A 19908-nucleotide genomic window follows, 5' to 3' on the forward strand; every position below is an offset into this window, starting at 1 on the left:
AGGTGGAGAAGGCTGGATTTTTAATTGGCCACGATAAATTTACAATCGGCCAGGTGTGAATCCACTATCAACACTTCGTGCATAAAACACTGAACAACGACGACCTGCGCGTCTTCACCGTGGTGGCGCGCAAGGCCAGTTTTGCGGCGGCGGCAGATGAGCTGGGCACCTCCGTAGCCTACGTCAGCAAGCGCATCCGCCTGCTGGAAGAAGCCCTGGCCGTGAAACTGCTGCAGCGCACCACGCGCCGCGTGGTGGTGACGGAGGAGGGCGAGCGCGTCTTCCACTGGGCCGGGCAAATCCTGGACGGCGTGGACCAGCTGGTGCAGGAGGTGGGCCTTACCAAAGGCAGCCCGCGCGGCACTTTGCGCATCAGCACCAGCTTTGGTTTTGGCCGCAACGTGGTGGCGCCCATGTTGTCGCGCATGCACGAGCAGTACCCCGAGTTGCAGCTACGCCTGGAGGTGCTGGACCGCCTGGTGGATGTTGCCGCCGAGGGCTTCGACCTGGATGTGCGGGTGGGCGACGAGATTGCCCCGCACCTGATCGCCCGCCGCCTGGCCAGCAACCGCCGCGTGCTGTGCGTCGCCCCGGCCTACCTGGCGCGGCGCGGCACACCGCGCACCCTGGCCGATCTGGCTGGCCACGACTGCCTGGTCATCAAGGAGCGCGACCACCCGTTTGGCGTGTGGCGGCTGCGCACGGGCGCCCAGCAGCAGGTGGTGAAGGTGACCGGCCCGCTGTCCACCAACCACGGCGAGATCGCGGTGCAGTGGGCGGTGGACGGTCGTGGCATCGTGCTGCGTTCGCTGTGGGACGTGGCGCCACTGCTGCAGTCGGGCGCGCTGGTGCAAGTGCTACCTGGCTACGACCAGCAGGCCGACGTGTGGGCCGTATACCCGGCCCGCCTGACCACCTCCGCCAAGGTGCGGGTCTGCGTGGAGTACCTGCAGAGTTGCTTCGATGCCTTGCCCCAGAGTGCGGGTGCTGCGTAATTGATAGCTGCTGGCGCAGGTTTTATCTGCGCTGGGAGCTTGTTTCTTGTGGGTCTCTTTGGGCGGCGCGGGTATCGCGGACATCATGGGGCATCACTCCGGCCATCGGTGAGCATTGCACTGAAGCTGGTTGTTTGAATGTCGGCTTAGGAGATGAGCGAACGTCGCTTCAGGGCCCGAAGCTGTCACACAAATTTCCAGACAGCGGCCATCCAAATCCTATGTTATTTCGCGCTCTAACGTCGGACGTGAACGGGCTACAAGGATTTGCTCGGTTTCGGAGAATGGCGAACACGATGGCCGCCGTTGTGAACCCGATTAACGGACTGGTTCGCGACTGAGAAAGTCACGATACAGATTCTTAAGGTCATTGTTACGGGCTTCAAAGTGCCTTACGTTGCAATCCAATTCCTGTTCAGGCCCCCCATTCCCGCCTCCAAACACGTTGGCTCCGAATTGGCAATCAGCAACATAGAACTTTGTCCATGCCGCCTGTGCCTTGGATAGGTTCACTTTCGCCAACTCATAGTCAACAGCTTCTGGAGGCGGGTCAGACAGGGCATGTTGAATTTGCTCAATTAACTTCTTTTGTTCATGCTCCAAAGCGGCTAGACGATTGCTATAACAAGCCAAGCGACCCGGACGGGATCCATCTGCTTTCATGCAGCGCGCAAGCGGCCCGTCTTCGGGAGCCCCAAAAGCATTCGCACAAGTAAGAAGAATTGCAATAAGAATGAAGCGACGCATCGGCGGTAATGACTGTGAAAATGGTGAAATCGTCGATAGCTGTAGCCCAATAGCTTGAGGGACCGCTATTGGCCGGATTCTGCCGGATTTGGGGCCGCCCCAGTGGCCCCGAAGCGTCTATCTCAAATAGACGGATGGCAGACCCTCTACTCAGTCTGCGTGTCCTTCTATCACCGTCCGCCAAGGATATTTCAGCGCGGTAGTCTGTTGTGATGAGAGCAGACCGGGAGCGCCGTAGGCCATCGCTGCATGCAAAAGCGCATTGGTTGCCCCCTGCCAAGGGGCTTGCAGTTCTCCCTCTCCGTCCGCATTGAAGCAAATTGCGGCTGGGCCGCTCACCGTTTGTGCGCGATTGTGCATCTTGGAATACACCAGCGAAAGGGCGTAGCCAACAGGCGAGACCGTAGGCCCAACTCTGATTTGCAAAGTATTTCGGTGGTCAGCATCAAGGTAGACCGACTGTTTGTCTACTTCAGCAAGCCAATTCCCCCAAGCGGTCGCATAGATTTCAGACGATGATGGCTTGGTAACTTCCGCTAATGCAAACGCCTCATCGAGCGTAAGCGTGTCAATCTTGACAAGGATTTTCGCGACGTTCTCTCCATGAGTACCAAGAAGGAGTAGCGCCGGCAACTCCGCGACCACCGTAACTGCAACAGCCCTCGTGTAGTTAGCGTACGACATTGGTTGCTCACTGGCCGTTTCGAGAATCTCAACACGAAACAGCCGTCCGGGCCATCGGGCAACCGACACGTCGTCCAAAGAGCGATGCACAACTATCCAAGGCGGTTCAGCACTGGGATTTCGAATAGTGGAACCAACTTCGGCGTCACGCATACCGGTGGTCTCTGCGTCGGTGACGTAGACGAAGCCCTCTAAATTAGGCTGAGTTTCCAACGTCGGCATGCTGGGTCGCATGAAGGCTTTGAGGCGTTCGAGCATTCGTTAGGGTGTAGAAGGGGAGGAATGAAACGACGCAGCGAGCGTCTGGTTCTGGCCGATAGTACCAATTCGCTCCCACCTCTACACGTTGAGCACGATTGATCAATGATTGCCTGCACCGTCGCTCCACTAGGCAGGACCACGCTGCCAGCCACTTGTTCACAATAGCCCGTTTGGCAATTCTGCTGGAGGGAACGCAATGGATTCGGTGTATGCCGTAGTTGTGGTGGGTGCCGTGGTGGCGGGTTTTGTGCAGGGCTTGTCTGGCTTTGCCTATGGGCTGGTGTCCATGTCGTTCTGGGTGTGGACGCTGGAGCCGCGTCTGGCGGCGGCGTTGGCGGTGTTTGGCTCGCTGACGGGACAGATCATTGCTGCTGTCTCGGTGCGCCGTGGCTTTGACATCAAGATTTTGTTGCCCTTTGTGTTGGGCGGCTTGCTGGGCATACCACTGGGTGTGGCTTTGCTGCCGCGCATGGACATGGATTGGTTCCGCCTGGTGCTGGGTTGCCTGCTGGTGCTGTGGTGCCCGGCCATGCTGATGGCGCGGCAGCTGCCCCGGGTCACGGTGGGTGGCCGGCTGGCCGATGGGCTGGTGGGGCTGAGTGGCGGTGTGATGGGCGGCCTGGGTGGCTTTACCGGGGCGCTGCCTACGCTGTGGTGCACGCTGCGCGGCTATGAGAAGGATGCGCAGCGTGCCGTGGTGCAGAACTTCAACCTGTCCATGCTGCTGGTCACCATGGGCAGCTACCTGGCAGCCGGCATGGTCACGCGGGACATGCTGCCCATGTTTGGCTTGGTGGCGTTGGCCATGCTGATGCCTACGCTGCTGGGTGCCCGGCTGTATATAGGCATCAGCGAAGCCGCGTTTCGCAAGATCGTGCTGGGCCTGTTGACAGCCTCCGGCGTGGCGATGCTGGTGTCTGCGGCGCCTAAGTTGCTGACACGCTTATTTGCTTGAACTGCTATTGAATCAATAGCTGCTAGCGTAGGTAAATCCTGCGCTAGCAGCGGTTTTGATGCATATCAGAGCTTGAGCGTCAGCTGGCGCCAGGCGCCGTCTACTGTGCTGCTGACCTGCAGCCGCCATTGGCCGTGCCTGCCATCACAGCAGGCCTGGGTGTGGCCGTCGTCCTCGAAGCAGTTGGCCAAGGTGACTGGCCCGCTGTCCACCAACCACGGTGAGATCGCGGTGCTGCGTTCGCTGTGGGACGTGGCGCCGCTGCTGCAGTCGGGCGCCTTGGTGCAAGTGCTACCTGCCTACGACCAGCAGGCCGACGTGTGGGCCGTGTACCCGGCGCGCCTGACCACATCCGCCAAGGTGCGGGTCTGCGTGGAGTATCTGCAAAGCTGCTTCGATGCCTTGCCCCAGAGTGCTGGTGCTGCGTAATTGATAGCTGCTAGCGCAGGTTTTATCTGCGCTGGGGGCTGTTTTAGCTGGTGGTCGTTGATGGAGTGTGCATTGCGGAAATCATGGGCCGTCACTCCGGTAGTCGCTGACTACTTCGCTGGTGTTGATATGCTAAATGTTGGTTCAGGAGATAAAGATATTTAATGTCAGTGTGGAGGAGTGTTGACAAGCTGCACTGGACTATCAAGATTTCATCTTTGAAACAGCTGTATGAATGCCTGCAATGCGGAAATGAATAATACTTCCGTTGGGTAATTAATTTTTATATTAAAGCCAGTTAATAGAGAACTGAAGAAGACGGGCCTTTAGATCGCCAAACTGCCACCAGAAACCAAGTAGATTTTCGAAAATTGGAAAAATCTGAATCAGAATGAATCCTGACCAAGCGATAAAAATAAACATCGCCTTGGTGAGTATGTATCTCCGAGTTCGCAGTGCTTCAAAAATCATCCACCATCCGAAAATTAAAACAAATATGCCAGGTAAGATGATCTCGATGTATTCCAATGGCAGGCATTTTATTATTGTGAGGTCAGTCGATTTGCCAGAAAAAATCTGCAGTTCTGGACCAATCTCACTCCAAGTACCACTGACGTGAAAAGCGGCAGCTATTAGCAAAAATAGCCAACGAATATTTGGCAATCCGATTCTGGAAAAACGGCTGTTTATATTTATGCGTGACAATTGGAGTGCCTTGGTGTTAATGCTGATTTTTCCAATGGTATGTCCAGCCGTTTAACTGGCAGGGCAACAGTGGATTTTGTTGATGTTTCTTTTTGATTTTCACCGGCAAGTAATGCTGTAAATTTGATGCTATCCGTGTCTGGTAGCTGCTCATAACCAAGGGAAATACCAGTTAGTGCCGTGCCATTGCCATGGTTTATCTCAGTGGTAATCGCGCGCCAGGAACATTCATTTGTTGTCGGCTGCATGATGAGTGTCACTTTGCCATGATCTGCATTCAAGACAAAGTTGACCTTGAATTTGAAGTCGAATTTTTCACCAGCAATAAGACGTCGATTTGGCGATGGAACAACTTCCAACGCAATTGAAGACCCGAATGGCGCCGGAGTGTCACCCTCGACAAGGTTTGGAGTTGTCGTACGATGAACCCATAATGACCCAATTAATAAGATCCCAACAAGTAGAGTAGCAAGGCTCAATGTGCCTAAACTCCTTCCGCGAAGTGACTCTTTTGGCATTCTCAGTAACTTGGTCCTGTATGGAATGGCATACCGATTTGAAATCGATATTTGAAAAATTTGGGATTTGAGTCCAATCACGGCTTCAGTTGCGATGCTAGCGGAATGTCCGGGTGTGGCCGATAGTACCAATTCACTCTCACGTTCCACTAAATACCAGCCTGCATGGAAAAACCATTGCCCCCGGATGACTGGTCAACAATTTTTGGCACTGCCGCTCCACCAGGCCGAAATACGCAGTTAACCGCCGTTTCGGTGCACGATAGCTTGGACTTTAGACTGCCTTAGACCGTAAACGCGTTCTCGGTTGTTGGCGCGCTTGCCTGCTTGAAATGCTATGGAGTAAATAGCTGCTAGCGCAGGTAAATCCTGCGCTAGCAGTGGTTTTGACGTATATCAGAGCTTGAGCGTCAGCTGGCGCCAGGCGCCGTCTACCGTGCTGCTCTGCAGCATGGCGCTGCCGAACTGCAAGCTGCGCGTGTCGCTGGCGGGCACATACAGTACCACGCTGTCTTGCACCGGCGCGCGGGCTCCTTCACGCAGCACCTGGATGCTGAGCGTTTCTGCCGTGCTGCTGACCTGCAGCCGCCATTGGCCGTGGCTGCCGTCGCGGCAGGCCTGGGTGTGGCCGTCGTCCTCGAAGCAGGTGGCTTCGAACTGGCCTGCGCCCTGGAATGGGAAGACCTGGAAGCCGCGTACGTCTTGCACCTGGGCGAAATGGATCTCGCCCACGTTCAGCGCGATGGCGCTGCCTTCACGCGCCAGCAGGGGCGGCGGGCCGTCCAGCGGCGCGTCCAGCGTGATGTGCTGGCCAGCCTTGTAGTACTGCGCCGTGGCCCATTCGACCCAGCCGCCGCTGCCGGGCAGCCAGACGCGGCGCTGGGTGTGGCCCTCGTCCACGACCGATGCCACCAGCAGGTTGGCGCCTAGCAGCATGTCGTCGTTTTCTTCCAGGCAGCGCGGGTCTTCCGGGAAGTCGTGGTAGGTCGGGCGGATGATGGGCTCATACGCGCTGTGGTAGCGCCACACCAGGTCGTATAGGCAGGGCATGAGCCGGTAGCGCAGGTGGATCAGCGCGCGGATCTGCGGCGTGGCGGCCGGGTACATCCAGGGCTCGTTGACCGTCTTGTCGTCGTTCCACGAGTGGATGCTGAAGCGCGGCAGAAAGATGCCGTGCTGCACCCAGCGCACCAGCAGTTCGGGGCTGGGCGCGGGGCCGGAGAAGCCGCCAATGTCGTGCCCGGTGTTGGACACGCCGGACATCGCCAGGCCCAGGCCCATGCGGATGTTGTAGCGCAGGGTTTCCCAGGCGGTGTAGTTGTCGCCCGACCAGGTTTGCACATAGCGTTGCATGCCGGCAGCACCCGAGCGCGACACCAGGTAGGGGCGTTCGGCCGGGGCGAATTCGGTCTGCGCGGCGTGCGACGCCTGCATCATCAGCAGGGTTTGCAGCGGCTTGGCTTCACGCGCAGGGCGTGGCGTGCCAAAGCCGTACGACATGGCCTGGTCGCTCCAGATCTCGTATTCGTTGTTGTCGTTCCAGGTGGTGGGTATGCCGTACTGCAGCAGCTGCTGGGTCACCTGCTTTTTCCACCAGGCGATGGTGGCGGGCTGGGTGAAGTCCAGGTAGGCGCCGGTGCCGTCCCAGAACTGGATGGCGGTGGGCTGGCCGTCGGGGTCGGCCACCAGCAGGCCGGCTTGGCGGGCTTCTTCGAAACGCGGGTGGTCGCGCAGCAGGGCGGGCTTGATGTTGGGCACCAGGCGCACGCCTTTGGCGAGGTAGCTCTCAACGAACGCGGCGGGGTCGGGGAACTTGTCGCGGTTCCAGTTGAACACGTAGCGGCCCGGGCCGATGGAGGTGTAGCCGGAAGACAGGTGAAACGAGTCGCAGGGGATGTCGTGCTCAGCGCAGCGCTCCAGAAATTCGCCCATGCGTTCCTGTGCGTTCGGCGCGTCGGTGTAGCTCATGGTGGAGCCCGAATAGCCTAGCGCGTAGCGCGGTGGGAAGATGGGGCGGCCGGTCAGCCAGGTGTAGCGCTTGGTGATGGCGGCGGGGTCGGTGCCGGCGATGTAGTACAGGTCCAGGTCGCCATGGTCGGCTACGAAGTAGCGGTAGTGGCCGTGGTAGTTGTCTAGTTCGCGGCCCATGTCGAAGCTGCAGTCGGACAGGGTGTCGTAGAACAGGCCGAAGCAGAGGCCGGCATCCTTCTCGCCGCCCTTGCGGGTGATGTAGAACGGGATGTGTTTGTACAGCGGGTCGGTGTTGCGCGCGCTGTAGCCCATGGGGTCCAGATTGCACATGCGGTAGCGCTGGCCGGCGCGGTTGGCATCGCCTGCGCGCTCGCCCAGGCCGAAGTAGGCCTCACCGCGCTCGCGCGCCAGGTAGTGGTAGACCTTCTCGTCCCACCAGCCGAAGTTATAGCTCTGCGTGCTGCGGTCGGCGGCGGTGGCTTGCCAGGCGCCGTTGTGCTGGCTTTCCCAGCGGCAGAAGAAGCCGGCCAGGGTAATGGTGAGGCGCACGGCCGCTGTGGTGATGCACAGCTGCTTTTCATCCTGCGTCAGCGCGAAGGCCGGTAGCGAGAAGCCGCTGGTGTCGAAGCGGTCGCGGCCCTCCACGGGCAGGTTTTCCAGACCGGGCGCCACCGTCCAGCTTCGCGGCATGTGCAGCTGGCCGCTGGGCAGCACCAGCACGCGCAGAATGTCTTCTTCCAGCACCCAGACATGGGCCACGGCGCCGCCGGTGCTGCGCAGTTCGAGGTGGTTGCCGCTGCGCGCATGCAGGGCGAAGAGGGGGGGATTGTCGAGACGCATGGTGTTGGTGTGCAAGAGTTACAGACGCAGACCGTCTTTGTCGAAGCAGTGCAGGTGCTCGGCAGGCGCGCTGACGCGCACGGTGTCGCCGCGCTGGATGGTGGTCTGGCCATTCAGGATCAGCTCGAAAGGCGCGTCGGGCACCACGTTGCCATGCAGGATGCTGGTGGCACCTAGTTGCTCTACCTGCTTGACCTTGAGCTGCAGCGGCCCGGCGTCGTCCAGTTGCGCGTGCTCGGGGCGTATGCCCACTGTGTGCGCGCCGGGCAAGGCGGTGGGGAACTGCGCCGCGGGTACGAAGTTCATGCGCGGGCTGCCGATGAAGCCGGCCACAAACTGGTTGCGCGGCTTGTTGTACAGCTCCAGCGGCGTGCCCACCTGCTCGATGCGGCCGGCGCGCAGTACCACGATCTTGTCGGCCATGGTCATGGCTTCCACCTGGTCGTGGGTGACGTAGATCATGGTCGCGCCCAGGCGGGCGTGCAGGTCGCGGATCTCGGCACGCATGGAAACGCGCAGCTCGGCGTCCAGGTTGGATAGCGGCTCGTCAAACAGGAACAGCTTGGGTTCGCGCACGATGGAGCGGCCAATGGCCACGCGCTGGCGCTGACCGCCCGACAGTTGCGTGGGCTTGCGCTGCAGCAATGGGGCCAGCTGCAGCATGGTGGCGGCCGCGGTGACCTTGGTTTCGATCACCGATTTGGCCACGCCCAGGTTTTCCAGCCCGAAAGCCATGTTGTCGTACACGCTCATGTGCGGGTACAGCGCATACGACTGGAACACCATGGAGCAGCCACGGTGCGCGGCCGACACCTCGTTGACGCGCTGGCCGTCAATGAGGATGTCGCCGCTGGTGGCGGGCTCCAGCCCGGAGATGATGCGCAGCAGCGTGGACTTGCCGCAGCCTGAAGGGCCGACGAAGACCACGAATTCTCCGTCGGAGACGGTCAGATCCACGCCATGGATGATGGTGCTTTTGTCAAAGGCCTTGACGATATTGGAGAGTGCCAGAGTAGCCACGGTATACGTCCTATGAAAGTGTTACTTCACACCGGCACCGGCGATGCCAGTGGTGATGTATTTCTGCAAAAAGGTGAAGACCAGGCTGATCGGGATGAGCGTGATCACCGTCATCGCCAGCAGGTAATGCCACTGGGTGTTTAGCTCGCCCTGGAAGGCGTTCAGCGCCAGCTGCAGGGTGAAATTCTCCGACTTGGACAGCACGATCAGCGGCCACAGGAAGTCGTTCCAGCGCCACATGAAGGAGAAGATGGCCAGCACCGCCATGGCGGGCGCGGCCAGCGGCAGGATGATCTTCCAGTAGATGCGCCATTCGCTGGCGTTGTCCATGCGCGCGGCTTCCAGCAGCTCGTCGGGAATGGTCAGCATGTATTGGCGCAGCAGGAACACGCCGGTGGGCGTGGCCACGGCCGGCAGGATCACGCCCCACAGGTTGTTTAGCAGGTTCAGGCCCGAGATCACCAGAAAGGCCGGCACCAGGATGATGGTGGGTGGAATCATCAGTGTGGCGATGATCAGCACGAACACTGTCTTTTGCCCACGGAACTGGTACTTGGACAGTGCGAACGCGGCCATGGAGTTGAACAGCAGCGTGAGGATGGTGGCCACCACGGTGATAAACACGCTGTTCCACAAATACGTGCCAAAGGCGAACTTGCCGAACAGCTCGGTGTAGTTGCCGCTGGCAAACTTCAGTTCATTCAAGGGCTTGCGGTCGTTGATGTTGACCTTGATTTCCGTTTCCGGCTGGGCTGGGTCCACCATGGTGGCGATGATGCCGATGCGGCGCACCTGGGCCAGCTCGCGGGTTTTACCACTTTCGTCCTTGGCGAGGAACAGCGGCAGCGGTTTGTCAAAGCCCGCCACCACCACCTCTTTCTGGCTGTAGGGCAGGAAGCTGGGCGGGAACTGGCTCAGCGCGCTTTCGGTTTTGAAAGACGACATGACCAGCCACAGCACGGGGCCGAACATGACGACAAGGCCTGCCAGCAGGTAGGCGTAAGAGAGCCAGTCGGTCCAGTGCAGGCGGCTGCCACCATATTTACCACTGTTTGCACCACCACGGGTGCGGGTAATGAAATTGGCCATTGGGCTTGTCCTCTTATTTCTTGGTCTTGCCGGCTTCGCTGGCCTTGGACAGGCGCAGCTGCACCAGGGTCAGCGCCATCAGGCCCACGGCCAGAATCAGCGATGCCGCGGCGGCCAGGCCGTACAGGTGGATCTGCTCGGCAAAGCCGGTCTGGTAGATGTATTGCACGATGAAGGTGGTGGCCGAGCCCGGGCCACCGCCGGTCAGCACGAAGACCTCGTCAAAGCTTTGCACCGCGCGGATCATCACCAGCACCAGCACCACGATCAGGTTGGGCATCAGCAGCGGCAGGGTGACGCGGGTGAGTACGCGCCAGGGCGGGGCGGCATCCATCTCGGCGGCTTCGTACACGTCTTTCGGGATGGCCTGCAGGCCGGCCAGCAGGATCAGGGTGTAGAAACCCATGTGCGCCCAGATGGACACAGCCACCACCCAGAAGAAGGCCCAGTGTCGGTCCAGCAGCCAGTCCATGGGTTGCGAGCCCATGGCCACCAGGCCGGCGTTGAACACGCCCTGGCTTTGCAGCAGCCATTTCCAGATCAGCGCCACTACCACCGGCGACAGCAGCACGGGGTAGAAGAACACGCCGCGCCAGAAGCCCCGGCCGATGATCTTGCGGTTCAGCACCAGGGCCGTGAGCAGCGAGAACAGCACCATCAGCACCACCTGGATCAGGCTGAACTTCATGGTGTTCAGAATTGAGCGCCAGAAGATGTCGGTGCGGCAGGTCTGCAGGTCCATGTAGTCACGGCATTCCAGCAGGATGGAGAAGTTTTCTACCCCCACAAACGGGCGCTGCGTAGGCAGCAGATTTACGCCGCCCGTGGCCGCGTATACCAGGTTGATGACGATGGGCAAAAAGGTGAACACGCCGATCACCAGCAGGTTGGGCCCGACAAACAGCCAGCCTATGCGGGAGTTGCCCAGCCATTTCTGGCCCAGCCGAAAGACCGGCTCGAACAGATTGAAAAACAAGCCTAGAAGGCGCAGAAACACGGACATGGATATCCTCTCCTGTAGCACCCGCTTGGCGCAGGCGGTGCCCCTAGACGCAATGGCGCCTAGAGGTGGCTATTCAAATACTACAAATTTTATAGCTGCTTGCGCAGTATCTATTTGCGCTGGAGGCCTAAAAGGCATCTGGCGCAGCGCGGAGCAGCTGGCTACTTTTCAGCTTGCTTGACGGCCTCATTCATGTCGGCGCTGATCTTGGTGATGGCTTCGTCCACGCTGATTTCACCGACGATGGCCTGCGTCACGCGGGTCACGGTGGGCAGCATCAGGGCGCGGTTGTACTTGTAGCCTTGCAGTGCGTAGGCCGCAGGGGCCACGGTGGGCGCGCCGTTGGTGAAGACGGTCAGCGCAGCCTTGGCAGCAGGCCCGGCACTGGTGTAGGCCAGGCCACGTTGTGCCACTCCGGCGTGGGCTGGAATGGTGTTGGTGCGCGAGGCGAATTCGGCCACGTTGGCTTCTTGCGCCATGAAGTCCAGGAACTGCGCCACTTCCTTGGGCGACTTGGTGGTCTTCAGTGCGACCCAGGCCGAGCCGCCGGGCATACCGCTGCAGGCGGCGGTGCCGCAGGGGTTGGGCACGGCCACCCAGTCAAAGGCGTTGCCGATTTCCTTTTGCATGCGGTTGATCTGCCATGAGCCGGACAGGATCATCACCAGGCGGCCGTTCTTGAATTCGCCCACGGTGTCGGCATAGCTGGAGCCACCGGAGCCGCCCCACACGTCCTTCAGCATGGTACCGTCTTTATGCCAGGCGACGAACTTGCCCACAGCAGTCTTGTAGCCATCGTCCAGCGCCAGGTTGCCCTTGGCATCGAAAATCTTGGCGCCATAGCTGATGGCCGGGCCGGCAAAGCGGTGGCCCGAGCGGTCCCAAGCCATGGCTGCGGGGGTCTGGGTGGCCTTGGCGACCTTGCGGGTGGCGTCGGCCCATTCTTCCCATGTGGCTTTGGGGCCGGGCAGGGCGATCTTGGCCTGTTCGAACAGTGTCTTGTTGACGAAAGGCCCGGTCATGGTCATTTGCGACAGCATGCCGTAGATGCCCTTGTCGCCCGCCTTGTTGCGCATCCAGGGCAGGGTGGTGCCGAAGTTGGTTTCCCAGTACTTACGGTCTTTCAGGTAGGGGCCGATGTCGATGTAGTTCTTCGACAAGCCACCGATTTCCGCCACGCGGGCGATGTCCGGGCCCTGGCCCGCGGCCAGCTGGATGGGCAGCTGCTCAACCACAGTCTTGTAGGGCACGATGTCCAGGGCCACCTTGGCGCCGGGGTTTTGCTTCTCGTAACGCTTGATCAGGTCGGCGGTCACATCGCATTCGATGCCGTCCTGGTAGCACATGACGCGGATGTCGGCCAACGCCATTCCGGGCAGGGTGGCGGCGAGGCCGAGCAGGCCAACGCTGGCAGCGATCTTCAAGGGGGTGTGGTTGAGCTTCATGGCTTTGTCTCCTTTGGGTATGTTTTGATATTGGATCAGGCTCAGCGCACCATGCACGGACGCTTGTTGTCGAACTTCCAGCCGGGGATCAGGAACTGCATGGCCTGTGCGTCGTCGCGTGAGCCCAGTCCGTGCTGCAGGTACAGCTGGTGGGCTTTTTCGACTTCGACCATGTCTAGCTCCACGCCCAGGCCGGGCTTCTTGGGCACTTGCACGTAGCCGCCCTGGATCTGCAGCGGCTCTTTGGTCAGGCGCTGGCCGTCTTGCCAGATCCAGTGCGTGTCGATGGCCGTGACCTTGCCCGGTGCGGCTGCGCCCACATGGGTGAACATGGCCAGCGAGATGTCGAAGTGGTTGTTGGAATGCGATCCCCAGGTCAGCCCGAAGGACTGGCACAGCTGGGCTACGCGCACGGAGCCGGCCATGGTCCAGAAGTGCGGGTCGGCCAGCGGAATGTCCACCGACTGCAAGGCCAGGCTGTGGGCCATTTCACGCCAGTCGGTGGCGACCATATTGGTGGCCGTGGGCAGGCCTGTGGCGCGGCGGAACTCGGCCATTACTTCGCGGCCGCTGTACACGCCCTCGGCACCGCAGGGGTCTTCGGCATAGGCGACCACGCCGCGCATGCGCTGGCCCAGGCGGATGGCATCTTTCAGCAGCCAGCCACCGTTGGGGTCCAGTGTGACGCGGGCTTCGGGGAAGCGTTCGTGCAGTGCCACCACGGCATCGACTTCCTCGTCGCCGGGTAGCACGCCGCCCTTGAGTTTGAAGTCCTGAAAGCCGTAGCGTTCTTGCGCGGCTTCGGCCAGGCGCACGATGGCCTGCGGCGTCATGGCTTCTTCATGGCGCAGGCGGAACCAGGCGTTGTCGGCGCCGGGCTCGGTGCGGTAGGCCAGGTTGGTCTTCTTGGCGTCGCCCACATAGAACAAATAGCCCAGCATCTGCACGGCGTCACGCTGCTGGCCTTCGCCCAGCAGGGCGGCAACCGGCACTTCCAGGTGCTGGCCCAGCAGATCCAGCAGGGCTGACTCGGCAGCGGTGACGGCGTGAATGGCTACGCGCAGGTCGAAAGTCTGGGTGCCGCGCCCGCCGCTGTCGCGCTCGGCGAACTGCTTGCGCATGGCGTTCAGGACGGCCTGGTAGTTGCCGATGGATTGGCCGACGATCAGGGCCCGGGCGTCTTCCAGCGTCTGGCGGATTTTTTCGCCGCCGGGTACTTCGCCCACGCCGGTGCGTCCGGCGTTGTCGGTCAGGACCAGGATGTTGCGGGTGAAGAACGGGCCGTGCGCCCCCGACAGGTTCATCAGCATGTCGTCGTGGCCCGCAACGGGAATCACGCGAAGTTCGGTAATGCGGGGCGTGGAATGTGAAGACGGAGTGGGCATGGGCGGCGAATGTAGTGGGTTGGTATTGTTGTCTGTTATCGATAACAAAGTGAGCGAAGAATAGCTTCTGGAAAATCCTCAAAACAGAGGGTATACCCTTAAATGCCTATGAACGAAATTAAATGCCGTACCTAAAACACCTTGTTGACAAGAATGTTATTGATATCATTGAAGCATGTCGCAAGCCCTGACTGTTCACGATATCGCCCGCCTGGCTGGAGTCTCCGCCATGACGGTTTCGCGCGCGCTGAACCACCCAGAGCAGGTATCGCCGACCACGTTGGCCAAGGTGCAGGAGGTGGTGCAGCGCACCGGCTTCATCCCCAACGGCATGGCCGGTGGCCTGCGCTCGTCGCGCGCCCGGCTGGTGGCGGCGGTGCTACCCACGCTGGTGGGGCCGGTGTTCCAGGAAACCATACAGTCGCTGAACCAGGCGCTGGACGCCCGGGGCTACCAGCTGATGATCGGCCAGAGCGGCTACGAGCAGTCGCGCGAAGACGCGCTGCTGGACGCCATCATCCGCCGCCGGCCCGACGGCATTGTGCTGACCGGCATCATGCATTCGGCCGCCGGGCGGCGCCAACTGCTGGCGTCCGGCATTCCGGTGGTCGAGACCTGGGACTTGACGCCCACGCCCATCGACATGCTGGTGGGCTTTTCGAACGAAGAAATCGGTGCCGCGGTCTGCTCCTATCTGCACCAGCGCGGCTACCGCCGGCCTGCCCTGATGTGTGGTGACGACGAACGCGCGCGCCGCCGTAACGGCGGCTTTCAGCGTATGGCGCGCAGCCTGGGCTGGCAGACCGATGTGCCGGTGTACCTCACGCCACCGCCTACCACTCTGGGCGCCGGGCGTGCGGGCCTGGCCGAGCTGCTCAGCCGCGCGGAGGCCCCAGATGCCGTGTTTTGCAGCTCCGACATGCTGGCCCTGGGCGTACTGATCGAAGCGCAAACGCGGGGCATCAGCGTGCCTGGCCAACTGGCCATCGTCGGCCTGGGCGACGTGGGCTTCGCCGCCAGCCTGGAACCCGCCCTGACCAGCGTGCGCATAGACGGCACGCGCATAGGGCAAACCGCAGCCCAGTACATCGTGGACCGGGCCGATGGCATTGCGATTGCCGAGCCGATTGTGGACATTGGTTTTTCGATCGTGGAGCGGGGGACGGCCTGACCTGGGTGTTTGGTGGGTGCTATTAAAAAAATAGCTGCTGACGCAGGTGCACCCTGCGCTGGCGGCTGTTTTCATTGGGAGCCTTGATCGCTATTGCCTTGCGTTGATACTTTCCGTGTGGTGCAAGCCGCCTCGTTGCCCAGTGGCGGGTACAGCTGGGGTGTCTTCACCCGTGCGGCATCGGAGGCGCGTGTAAGTGCCGATGTGCGTCTACGCCTCGTCGGCAAGCAGGGCGTCATCGGGGCCAATATGTGCCGGCGATCTCCACGACGCGTCGCGCATCGACCGTTGGACCAGGCTGTCGACTCCGAGCATTTGCGCAAACAGCGCCATGCGGATGGGAATGCCGTTGTCGGTCTGCCTGAAAATCGCCAGTCGAGGGTCGGTGTTCAAGTCCACGCTCAGGTCGAAGGAGCCGGGCCTGCTGTCTCGGGGTAGGGGGTGCATCAACACGGTGTCGGCTTTGCCCGTGGCATCAAGAAGGGCGCGATTCACCTCGAAGCTTTGGTCGTAGCCATCTATCGCTTCCTCTGTAAATCGTTCTTTTTGTATCCGGGTTGCATAAAGTACGTCGGCCCCCACCACGGCCGTGCGCAAAGAGTTGGATTGTTCGACGACATGCCCCCGGCTCGAAGCCAGATGGACGAGTTCGGGTGGCATCTCCAGTGAGCGCGGAGAAACCAGGCTGATCTTCATGCCGCGGTAGAGCGTCAATAACTTGACCAGGGAGTGCACCGTGCGCCCATATTTGAGGTCACCCGTCAGCACGATGTGCGAGCCGTCGATCAGCTTGCCGATGTGTGAAAACTCTCTTTGAATCGTGTACAGATCCAGCAGCGCCTGGCTTGGGTGCTCGCCTGGGCCGTCGCCACCGTTGATCACGGGGATGTTGGTCGCGCTTGCAAACTCTGCCACCGAGCCTTGCTCTGGATGCCGAATGACCAGTGCATCCACATAGCCACTGATGACGCGACTTGTGTCGTAGATGGATTCGCCCTTGGCCATGGACGAGAAGGTGAAGCCCGTGGTGTCACAAACGGAGCCCCCGAGTCTGCAGAACGCAGCGCCAAAGCTCACCCGGGTTCGGGTGCTGGCTTCAAAGAACAGATTGCCCAGCACTGCGCCCTCCAGAACCCGGGAAACCTTGCGGCGGCGCGCAATCGGCTGCATTACGTCTGCCAAAGAAAACAGCGCCTCCACTGCTTCGCGGCTGAATTGAGAGACAGACAGCAAGTGCACTGTTCCCGGCCAGGCATCCGATGGATTTGCATTTGTGCTGTATACGCTTTGCGTACTTTTTTCTGTTGCACTAGCCTGGGTAAGAATTTCCCCTACGAACCGCCGCACAACCTCGGGCATGGCCCGGTACTCTGCCGATTCGTCGGGCAGGAGCCAAGCGTCAAGAGCGCGCTTTCGAGAGCCAATTCGCTCAGCGAAGGCCTCTCGGGTCATGTTGAGCCGCCGCATCGCATCGCGAAGAAGTACCTGTTGTGCTTGAGTCATGGATCGCAAATATATACGCTAAGCGTATGTTTTGCAACAGGCGAATTGATGATGCTCACTCTGATGACCAGGCCAAGCGGAACCGAAGGCTAAGCTTCGCTTTTTTCAAAAAAGCGGGCATGTCGCTGCGCATCAACTAGGCACCACGCCAGGGCCTAACTGGTGTACGGGAGTGCTCCACGCGCGCAAGAAGTCCTGGCGCCATGCTAGATTGATTTGCTACTAAAAAATAGCTGCTAGCGCAGGTAATCCCTGCGCTAGCAGCCTATTTCATCTGTAGATATCAGCCGCTATTACCCCGCGTTAATACTCTCCGCATGGTGGCAAGCCACCTCGCGCCCTAGCAGTGGGCGCAGCTGCGGCTCTTCTGCCGAGCAGCGGGCCGTGGCGTGCGGGCAGCGCTTGTGGAAGGCGCAGCCTGTGGGTGGGTTCAGCGGGCTGGGCAGCTCGCCGGTGATCTTGATCTTCACCTTGCGCTGGTGCCGGTCGATGGACGGCGTGGCCGACAGCAGGGCCTGCGTGTACGGGTGCAGCGGGCGCTCGAAGATCAGGCCCTTGGCGCCGACCTCGACCGCGCGGCCCAGGTACATCACCATCAGATCATTCGCCACATGCTCGACCACCGCCAGGTTGTGCGACACGAACACGTAGGCGGTCTGGAACTCTTCCTGCAGGTCCATGAACAGGTTCAGCACCTGGGCCTGGATGGAGACGTCCAGCGCCGATGTGGGCTCGTCGGCCACCAAAATCTTGGGTTGCAAGATCATGGCGCGGGCAATCGCAATGCGCTGGCGCTGGCCGCCAGAGAACATGTGCGGATAGCGCTGGGCGAACTCGGGCCGCAGGCCGACGCGGCGCATGGTGTCATGGACCTTGGCGGTGCGCTCTGCGGCACTGAGCTTGGTATTCAGCAGCAGCGGCTCGGCCAGTTGGTCAATGATCTTCTGGCGCGGGTTCAGCGAGGCGTAGGGGTTCTGGAACACCATCTGCACCTTGCTGCGCATGGCTTTGCGCTGCGCCGGGTTGGCCGTGTCCAGCGCCTGGCCGTCCATCACCAGGCTGCCTGACGTTGGCGTTTCGATCAGTGTCAGCGCGCGGGCCAGCGTGCTCTTGCCGCAGCCGGATTCGCCCACCACGGCCAGCGTTTTGCCGGCCTGCAGCTGGAACGAAATACCATTCAGCGCCTTGACCTGCAGCTTGGGCTTGAAGGTGCCCTGGCTGACGGCGTAGTAGCGGGTGAGGTTCTTGGCTTCTAAAACAATCGCGCTCATGCCGCCACCTCCGCATTCAGCGGGAAGAAGCAGCGCACGGCGTCTCCCTCGTGCTGGGTCAGCGCTGGGCGCTCGGCCTTGCAGCGGTCTTGCACGCGCGGGCAGCGCGGCGACAGCAGGCAGCCCTTGGGCCGGTCGTACTGGCCGGGGACCATGCCCTTGAGCGTGCTCAGGCGGCGTGCGCCGTGGCTGCGCTCGGGCACGGCCTGCAGCAGTGCATCGGTATAGGGGTGGGCCGGGTGGTCGAACAGGCGGTCCACCTTGCCGGTTTCCACCACCTGGCCGGCGTACATCACGGCCACGCGGTGGGCCACCTCGGCCACTACGGCCAGGTCATGGGTGATCATCACCAGGGCCATGTTGTGGGCTTTTTGCAGGTTCACCAGCAAGTCCATGATTTGTGCCTGGATGGTCACGTCGAGTGCCGTGGTCGGCTCGTCGGCGATCAGCAGGCGCGGCTTGCAGGCAATGGCGATGGCGATCATCACGCGCTGGCTCATGCCGCCGGACAGCTGGTGCGGGTACACGTCCAGCCGGCTCTTGGCGGCGGGGATTTCCACCATCTCCATCAGCTCTACCGCGCGGGCCGTGGCCGCCGCGCCGCGCAGGCCCAGGTGCTGCTTCAGCACTTCAATGATCTGGTAGCCGACGGTGAAGCTGGGGTTTAGCGAGGTCATCGGGTCCTGGAAGATCATCGCCATGTCCTTGCCCAGCAGCTTGCGGCGCTGGGCCGGGGTGATCTTCAGCAGGTCCTGGCCGTCGAAATTCAGTGTGTCGGCGGTGATGCGGCCCTGGCCGTCGAGCAGGCCCATGAGGGCCATCATGGTCACCGACTTGCCGGAGCCGGATTCGCCAACGATGCCGACGATTTCACCCTGGGACACGGCCAGGTCCAGCCCGTCCACCGCCCGGAAAGCGCGGCCTTGTGGGCCGAACTCTACGGATAGATTTTTAATGTTTAACAAACTCATCGTGTTTCTTTTCGCGGGATCAGGCCGCAGTTTTCAGTTTGGGGTCCAGCGCGTCGCGCAGGCCGTCGCCCATCAGGTTGATCGCCAGCACCGACAGCAGAATGGTCAGGCCGGGCAGGGTGACGACCCACCAGGCGCGTTCGATGTAGTCGCGCGCCGAGGCCAGCATGGTGCCCCACTCGGGGTTGGGTGGCTGCACGCCCAGGCCCAGAAAGCCCAGTGCCGAGATTTCCAGAATCGCGGCCGAGAAGCCCATGGTGGCGTGCACGATCAGCGGCGCCATGCAGTTGGGCAGCACGGTGACGAACATCAGGCGTAGCGTGCCGGCACCCGACAGGCGGGCGGCGGTCACGTAGTCGCGGTTTAGCTCGGTCATGGCGGAGGCGCGGGTTAGGCGCACATAGGCGGGCAGCGAAACCACGGCAATCGCCACCAGCGCATTGCCCAGCCCGGGGCCAAGCACGGCCATGATGGCCACGGCCAGCAGCAGCGCGGGCAGGGCCATCATGATGTCCATGATGCGCATGATGGTGGAGTCTAGCGCCTTGCCAAAGAAGCCTGCGCACAGGCCCAGCACCACGCCGGGGATGAGTGCCATTAGCACCGAGAAGAAGCCGACGAACAGCGATAGCCGCGCACCGTGGATCAGCCGCGAGAGGATGTCGCGCCCGACTTCGTCGGTTCCTAGCAGGAACTGGCTGGAACCACCGGCCACCCAGGCGGGCGGTGTCAGGAAATGCTCGCGGAATTGCTCGACAGGGCTGTAGGGCGCCACCCAGGGCGCGAACAGCGCTGCCAGGCAGACCAGGGTCATGAAGCACAGGCCAACGACGGCGCCTTTGTTCTTCGTGAAGCTGCGCCAGAACTCTGACCAGCTGGATGGAGGTGTGCCGGGTGCGAGTTCCAGCTCGTCGGTCACGGGGAGGGGTAGGGTAGACATGGAGG

The 19908-nt window shown here is 61.1% G+C and carries 17 protein-coding genes and 1 pseudogene; 4 read left to right on the plus strand and 14 right to left on the minus strand.

Annotation, left to right across the window (positions count from 1 at the left end):
- Positions 1-77 precede the first annotated feature (77 nt).
- Positions 78-995 carry a LysR family transcriptional regulator gene (locus AC07VY_RS05420; RefSeq protein WP_495096465.1) on the plus strand — a complete coding sequence of 306 codons (918 nt, stop codon included), beginning with the start codon at positions 78-80 and terminating at the stop codon, positions 993-995.
- Between the two features lie 318 nt (positions 996-1313).
- Here the strand turns inward: AC07VY_RS05420 and AC07VY_RS05425 are convergent, their stop codons facing one another.
- Together AC07VY_RS05425 and AC07VY_RS05430 are read right to left on the minus strand one after the other, a co-directional pair.
- Complete coding sequence (locus tag AC07VY_RS05425) at positions 1314-1742, minus strand: lysozyme inhibitor LprI family protein (RefSeq protein WP_495096464.1); 429 nt, start codon at positions 1740-1742, stop codon at positions 1314-1316.
- 150 nt (positions 1743-1892) lie between these two features.
- Positions 1893-2684 carry a hypothetical protein gene (locus AC07VY_RS05430; RefSeq protein WP_495096463.1) on the minus strand — a complete coding sequence of 264 codons (792 nt, stop codon included), beginning with the start codon at positions 2682-2684 and terminating at the stop codon, positions 1893-1895.
- 199 nt (positions 2685-2883) lie between these two features.
- Between AC07VY_RS05430 and AC07VY_RS05435 the strand changes: the two genes are divergently transcribed.
- Together AC07VY_RS05435 and AC07VY_RS05440 are read left to right on the plus strand one after the other, a co-directional pair.
- A complete protein-coding gene (locus AC07VY_RS05435; RefSeq protein ID WP_495096462.1) occupies positions 2884-3642 on the plus strand; it encodes a sulfite exporter TauE/SafE family protein in 759 nt (252 codons plus the stop codon).
- A 189-nt stretch (positions 3643-3831) separates the two neighbouring features.
- Positions 3832-4071, plus strand: a pseudogene (locus tag AC07VY_RS05440) (LysR family transcriptional regulator); the annotation flags it as partial.
- Between the two features lie 288 nt (positions 4072-4359).
- On the opposite strand, the gene AC07VY_RS05445 reads toward AC07VY_RS05440, so the two are convergent.
- The 8 genes from AC07VY_RS05445 to gudD all read right to left on the minus strand — a co-directional run bounded on the left by AC07VY_RS05445 (position 4360) and on the right by gudD (position 14047).
- A complete protein-coding gene (locus AC07VY_RS05445) occupies positions 4360-4776 on the minus strand; it encodes a hypothetical protein (RefSeq protein WP_495111287.1) in 417 nt (138 codons plus the stop codon).
- Positions 4764-5255 (minus strand): hypothetical protein, encoded by a 492-nt coding sequence (locus tag AC07VY_RS05450; RefSeq protein ID WP_495096460.1) that lies wholly within the window; start codon positions 5253-5255, stop codon positions 4764-4766. Before AC07VY_RS05450 ends, AC07VY_RS05445 begins: the two co-directional genes overlap by 13 nt.
- A 435-nt stretch (positions 5256-5690) precedes the next feature.
- Positions 5691-8105, minus strand: coding sequence for a glycoside hydrolase family 31 protein (locus tag AC07VY_RS05455; protein WP_495096459.1), 2415 nt, complete (start codon positions 8103-8105; stop codon positions 5691-5693).
- Between the two features lie 18 nt (positions 8106-8123).
- A complete protein-coding gene (locus AC07VY_RS05460; protein WP_495096458.1) occupies positions 8124-9125 on the minus strand; it encodes an ABC transporter ATP-binding protein in 1002 nt (333 codons plus the stop codon).
- 21 nt (positions 9126-9146) lie between these two features.
- Entirely contained in the window at positions 9147-10214 is a 1068-nt protein-coding gene (locus AC07VY_RS05465) for a carbohydrate ABC transporter permease (protein WP_495096457.1), read from the minus strand.
- A 13-nt stretch (positions 10215-10227) separates the two neighbouring features.
- Entirely contained in the window at positions 10228-11217 is a 990-nt protein-coding gene (locus tag AC07VY_RS05470) for a carbohydrate ABC transporter permease (protein WP_495096456.1), read from the minus strand.
- Between the two features lie 161 nt (positions 11218-11378).
- Positions 11379-12662, minus strand: a complete 1284-nt coding sequence (locus tag AC07VY_RS05475; protein WP_495074527.1) for an ABC transporter substrate-binding protein — start codon at positions 12660-12662, stop codon at positions 11379-11381.
- A 41-nt stretch (positions 12663-12703) separates the two neighbouring features.
- Positions 12704-14047: a glucarate dehydratase gene (gene gudD / locus AC07VY_RS05480; protein WP_495096455.1), complete on the minus strand. Its 1344-nt coding sequence runs from the start codon at positions 14045-14047 to the stop codon at positions 12704-12706.
- Positions 14048-14222: 175 nt separating this feature from the next.
- Between gudD and AC07VY_RS05485 the strand changes: the two genes are divergently transcribed.
- Positions 14223-15218: a LacI family DNA-binding transcriptional regulator gene (locus AC07VY_RS05485; protein WP_495096454.1), complete on the plus strand. Its 996-nt coding sequence runs from the start codon at positions 14223-14225 to the stop codon at positions 15216-15218.
- A gap of 210 nt (positions 15219-15428) precedes the next feature.
- Here the strand turns inward: AC07VY_RS05485 and AC07VY_RS05490 are convergent, their stop codons facing one another.
- From AC07VY_RS05490 to AC07VY_RS05505, 4 genes are all read right to left on the minus strand, one after another.
- On the minus strand, positions 15429-16721 hold the full coding sequence (locus tag AC07VY_RS05490) for an aspartate carbamoyltransferase (RefSeq protein WP_495096453.1): 1293 nt from the start codon (positions 16719-16721) through the stop codon (positions 15429-15431).
- 293 nt (positions 16722-17014) lie between these two features.
- On the minus strand, positions 17015-17992 hold the full coding sequence (locus AC07VY_RS05495; protein WP_495096452.1) for a peptide ABC transporter ATP-binding protein: 978 nt from the start codon (positions 17990-17992) through the stop codon (positions 17015-17017).
- A complete protein-coding gene (locus AC07VY_RS05500) occupies positions 17989-18963 on the minus strand; it encodes an ABC transporter ATP-binding protein (RefSeq protein WP_495096451.1) in 975 nt (324 codons plus the stop codon). The genes AC07VY_RS05495 and AC07VY_RS05500 overlap by 4 nt, the downstream gene beginning before the upstream one ends.
- A gap of 19 nt (positions 18964-18982) precedes the next feature.
- Complete coding sequence (locus AC07VY_RS05505) at positions 18983-19903, minus strand: ABC transporter permease subunit (RefSeq protein WP_495096450.1); 921 nt, start codon at positions 19901-19903, stop codon at positions 18983-18985.
- Between the last annotated feature and the right edge of the window lie 5 nt (positions 19904-19908).

The organism is Rhodoferax sp. GW821-FHT02C08, from assembly GCF_059421805.1.

Excerpts from the sequence above, each read along its gene's own strand:
- AC07VY_RS05425 (WP_495096464.1), bottom strand. The coding sequence starts at position 1,742 with ATGCGTCGCTTCATTCTTATTGCAATTCTTCTTACTTGTGCGAATGCT.
- AC07VY_RS05430 (WP_495096463.1), bottom strand. The coding sequence starts at position 2,684 with ATGCTCGAACGCCTCAAAGCCTTCATGCGACCCAGCATGCCGACGTTG.
- AC07VY_RS05435 (WP_495096462.1), top strand. The coding sequence starts at position 2,884 with ATGGATTCGGTGTATGCCGTAGTTGTGGTGGGTGCCGTGGTGGCGGGT.
- AC07VY_RS05455 (WP_495096459.1), bottom strand. The coding sequence starts at position 8,105 with ATGCGTCTCGACAATCCCCCCCTCTTCGCCCTGCATGCGCGCAGCGGC.
- AC07VY_RS05465 (WP_495096457.1), bottom strand. The coding sequence starts at position 10,214 with ATGGCCAATTTCATTACCCGCACCCGTGGTGGTGCAAACAGTGGTAAA.
- AC07VY_RS05470 (WP_495096456.1), bottom strand. The coding sequence starts at position 11,217 with ATGTCCGTGTTTCTGCGCCTTCTAGGCTTGTTTTTCAATCTGTTCGAG.
- AC07VY_RS05475 (WP_495074527.1), bottom strand. The coding sequence starts at position 12,662 with ATGAAGCTCAACCACACCCCCTTGAAGATCGCTGCCAGCGTTGGCCTG.
- gudD (WP_495096455.1), bottom strand. The coding sequence starts at position 14,047 with ATGCCCACTCCGTCTTCACATTCCACGCCCCGCATTACCGAACTTCGC.
- AC07VY_RS05485 (WP_495096454.1), top strand. The coding sequence starts at position 14,223 with ATGTCGCAAGCCCTGACTGTTCACGATATCGCCCGCCTGGCTGGAGTC.
- AC07VY_RS05490 (WP_495096453.1), bottom strand. The coding sequence starts at position 16,721 with ATGACTCAAGCACAACAGGTACTTCTTCGCGATGCGATGCGGCGGCTC.
- AC07VY_RS05495 (WP_495096452.1), bottom strand. The coding sequence starts at position 17,992 with ATGAGCGCGATTGTTTTAGAAGCCAAGAACCTCACCCGCTACTACGCC.
- AC07VY_RS05500 (WP_495096451.1), bottom strand. The coding sequence starts at position 18,963 with ATGAGTTTGTTAAACATTAAAAATCTATCCGTAGAGTTCGGCCCACAA.
- AC07VY_RS05505 (WP_495096450.1), bottom strand. The coding sequence starts at position 19,903 with ATGTCTACCCTACCCCTCCCCGTGACCGACGAGCTGGAACTCGCACCC.